This is a genomic window from Streptomyces sp. NPDC102462, assembly GCF_044765425.1.
Classification (GTDB): Bacteria; Actinomycetota; Actinomycetes; order Streptomycetales; family Streptomycetaceae; genus Streptomyces.
The window spans coordinates 1-3,546 of record NZ_JBIWKB010000139.1 but is presented as its reverse complement, the minus strand read 5'-3'; the positions used below and the strand labels follow the sequence as shown (position 1 = coordinate 3,546).

2 protein-coding genes are annotated in these 3,546 nt (G+C 58.8%); both read left to right on the top strand.

Features of this window, described 5'->3' with window-relative positions; translation table 11 throughout:
- The first annotated feature begins 132 nt into the window (after nucleotides 1-132).
- Nucleotides 133-1,395 carry an N-6 DNA methylase gene (locus ACIRFL_RS43605; protein ID WP_404041273.1) on the top strand — a complete coding sequence of 421 codons (1,263 nt, stop codon included), beginning with the start codon at nucleotides 133-135 and terminating at the stop codon, nucleotides 1,393-1,395.
- Nucleotides 1,392-3,005: an N-6 DNA methylase gene (locus ACIRFL_RS43600; protein WP_404041270.1), complete on the top strand. Its 1,614-nt coding sequence runs from the start codon at nucleotides 1,392-1,394 to the stop codon at nucleotides 3,003-3,005. The genes ACIRFL_RS43605 and ACIRFL_RS43600 overlap by 4 nt, the downstream gene beginning before the upstream one ends.
- Nucleotides 3,006-3,546 lie beyond the last annotated feature (541 nt).

Here is a 3,546-nt window from a genome sequence, read left to right as displayed (position 1 = left end):
GGCCTCACCTGGTCGACGGCTGCCTCCCGCCCACCGGTCTGACCATGGACGACGGCGCGATCAGACCGCCGGACTCCGCGAGTTCAACCTGAGTATGCCGACCAACACCGCTTCGACATCCCCCACGATCATATGTGGCACAAGGTTGTGGAAGTAAAGGATGAGGCGCTCGGACAAGCGCTGAACACGGCACTCCGAGAGATTGAAAAGGCGAATCCGGATACCCTCGCTGGGATCTTCGGCGACACACCATGGACGAATAAGGACCGGCTGCCCGCCAAGGTTCTACGTCAACTGCTCGACCACTTCTCAGGCCGCCGCCTTGGCAACTCCGTCGTCGAAGCCGATCTGCTGGGACAGGCGTACGAGTACCTGATCAAGAAATTCGCCGACCTATCGAATAAAAAGGCAGGCGAATTTTATACCCCTCGTGAGGTGGTGCGCCTCCTCGTCGACATCCTTGATCCACAGAAGGGTGAGAGCGTCTACGACCCGGCCTGCGGAACTGGCGGCATGCTGATCGAGGTTGTTCACCACTTCGTCCGGCGTAAGGAAGATCCAAAATACCTGAGGGCGAAGATGTTTGGTCAGGAGAAGAACCTGACCACCTCCGGTATCGCGAGGATGAATCTCTTTCTGCACGGCGTCGAGGACTTCTATATCGAACGCGGCGACACTCTGCGCGACCCTAGGTTCCTCGACCAGGACGCGCTACGCCAGTTCAACTGCGTAATCGCCAATCCGCCCTTCTCTTTGCAGGCTTGGGGAGAGAAGGATTGGGCCAACGACTTGTTCCAGCGCGGCCTTACAGGCGTTCCCCCGCGACGCTCGGCCGACTTCGCCTGGGTTCAGCACATGATCGCCTCGATGTCCCGGCATAACGGTAGAGCGGCAGTCGTACTACCTCAGGGCGCGCTGTTCCGCGGCGGGGCTGAGGGAAAGATCCGCGACAAGATCGTGGAATCCGACGTAATCGAAGCAGTCATCGGCCTGGGTACTAATCTCTTTTATGGCACTGGCCTCGCGGCGTGCATTTTGGTACTGCGGCACGACAAGCCTGCCGATCGAAAGCATCAGGTTCTCTTCGTAAATGCAGCGGACCAGTTCCGCAAGGGGCGCAACCAGAACGTCTTGGAAGACCAGCATGTGTCCCGCATCTACGGCTGGTACCGATCCTTCTCCAATATTGCTGGCCGTAGTCGCCTTGTTGACCTGGCGGAGATTCATGATAACGGCGGAAGTCTCAATATTCCGCTGTATGTCGCAGCGGACACTCGCGCAAACTTCGCGCCCCTCGTTGAGGCAGTCACCTCGTTGGAGGGGGCGTTGGCCGATGTAGCCATGGCCGAGGATGCTCTACGTAGGCAGCTCAAGGAATGGGAACTGCTCGGATGAATCGCCAAGAGACCACCGCCGTTCCTCGTCAGGTTCAGCCGGGCAACGCGAATCACAAGAGCGGGGTAAAGGACACTGGCGCCGATATCCTGCCGGGACTTGAATCGCGAGAACCGCAGCACCTGGAACAGCGTGAACTGGAAAGCTATCTTTGGGGCGCCGCGACCCTACTGCGTGGGCTGATCGATGCTGGCGACTACAAGCAGTTCATCTTCCCGCTGCTATTTTTCAAGCGCATCAGTGATGTGTATGACGAGGAGCGCGAAGAAGCGATTGCGGCCTACGGCGATCACGACCCGGAGACTGTAGCCAGGGGAGAGAACTACCGATTTCAGATCCCGGATGAAGCGCACTGGGAAGACGTACGATCCGCGAGTGCGGATCTGGGGCAAGCGCTCAGGAAAGCCATGCGCGAGATCGAGTCTGCCAATCCTGACCAGCTGACTGGCGTCTTCGGTGACGCGCAGTGGACCAACAAAGAGCGTCTTTCGGACGAGACTCTACGGAACCTGCTGGAGCACTTCTCGACGCAAGTGCTGTCACTGTCCCGGGTGCCGGAGGACGAACTGGGTCGGGCCTACGAGTTTCTGGTCAAGAAGTTTGCCGACGACTCTGGACATACGGCTCAGGAGTTCTACACCAACCGCACGCTCGTCCGCCTGATGGCGCGTATGCTCCGGCCGCAGCCGGGCGAGAGCGTGTACGACCCGACCTGCGGTACGGGCGGAATGCTGGTTACCGCGGCAGCGGAAGTCAAGGATCAAGGCGAGGATCATCGACGGCTGGGTTTGTTCGGCCAGGAACTCAACGTCATGACCTCATCGATTGCGCGCATGAACCTGTATCTCCACGGAATCGAAGACTTCAGGATCGAGCGCGGCGATACGCTGGCCGATCCTGCGTTCTTCGAAGGCGATGCTTTGCGCCGATTCGATGTCATCCTGGCTAACCCTCCGTACTCCATCAAGCAGTGGAACCGGGACCTTTTCGCCGAGGATCCTTTTAAGCGCAACACCTGGGGAGTCCCGCCGCAGGGGCGTGCGGACTACGCCTTCCTCCAGCACATTGCAGCGTCCCTTAACCCGGAAACAGGACGGTGTGCAATCCTCCTCCCGCACGGTGTGCTATTCCGTGCGGACGAGCGCGCGATGCGGCAGAAACTCATTGAGTCCGATCTGCTTGAGTGTGTTCTGGGCCTAGGGCCGGGCTTGTTTTATAACTCTCCGATGGAGGCGTGCGTCGTCATCTGTCGCACGCAGAAGCCGACAGAACGCCAAGAGAAGGTCCTATTCATTGATGCGGCGCACCTGATCGAGCGCACTCAGGGGCAGTCTTTCCTGAGCGAAGAACACATCACGGAGATCCTCGCGGCATACGAGGGCTTTGCCGACCTTCCGGGCTTGTCAGCAGTAGTGGGCTTGGAATCTCTTGTCGCGGCTAAGGCTGACCTTGCTATCGGCCGACACGTCAAAAAAATCCCTACTTTGGAAATGGCCGGCGGCGCTAGCATTCCGCTACCGGAGGCCGTGTCACAGTGGGATAATTCAATGCGTGACAATATGCAGGCCGTGAAGCGGGCCATCGCTAGAATTCGGGGAGGCGGGGCATGAGTACAAGCCCTGGCGTTTGTCCTACGGTCACGTTCGGCTCGGTAGCCCGGCAGATCCGAGACGTAGTGGATCCTGTTGCGGATGACGTGGAGCGTTTCGTGGCAGGCGAACACATGGAGTCGGGCCAGCTCACCATAAGGAAGTGGGGGCTGGTTAAGGAGACTGACCTGGGCCCCGCTTTCTATCGCGGATTCCAACCCGGGAATGTTCTCTACGGCTCGCGGCGACCGTACCTGCGTAAGGTGGCACGCGCGGACTTCGCAGGTGTTTGCGCCGATAAGACATTCGTCTTGGAGAGCGCAAATCCGAGGGAGCTATTGCCCGAATTCCTGCCTTTGGTGATGATGGCCGAGACATTTCACGCCCACTCGATCAGCTGGTCTAGTGTCTCGTGACCCTGATTGAGTTACTTCGAGTTGTTATTGACGAGTTTCTTCACGCTGGTTTGGACGAGTCGGACCTTGGCGAGGATCTCGTCGGCCGTGGCGGTCCAGGTGAAGGGTTTCGCGTTCTTGTTCCAGGAGTCGATGTAGTCGCGGAT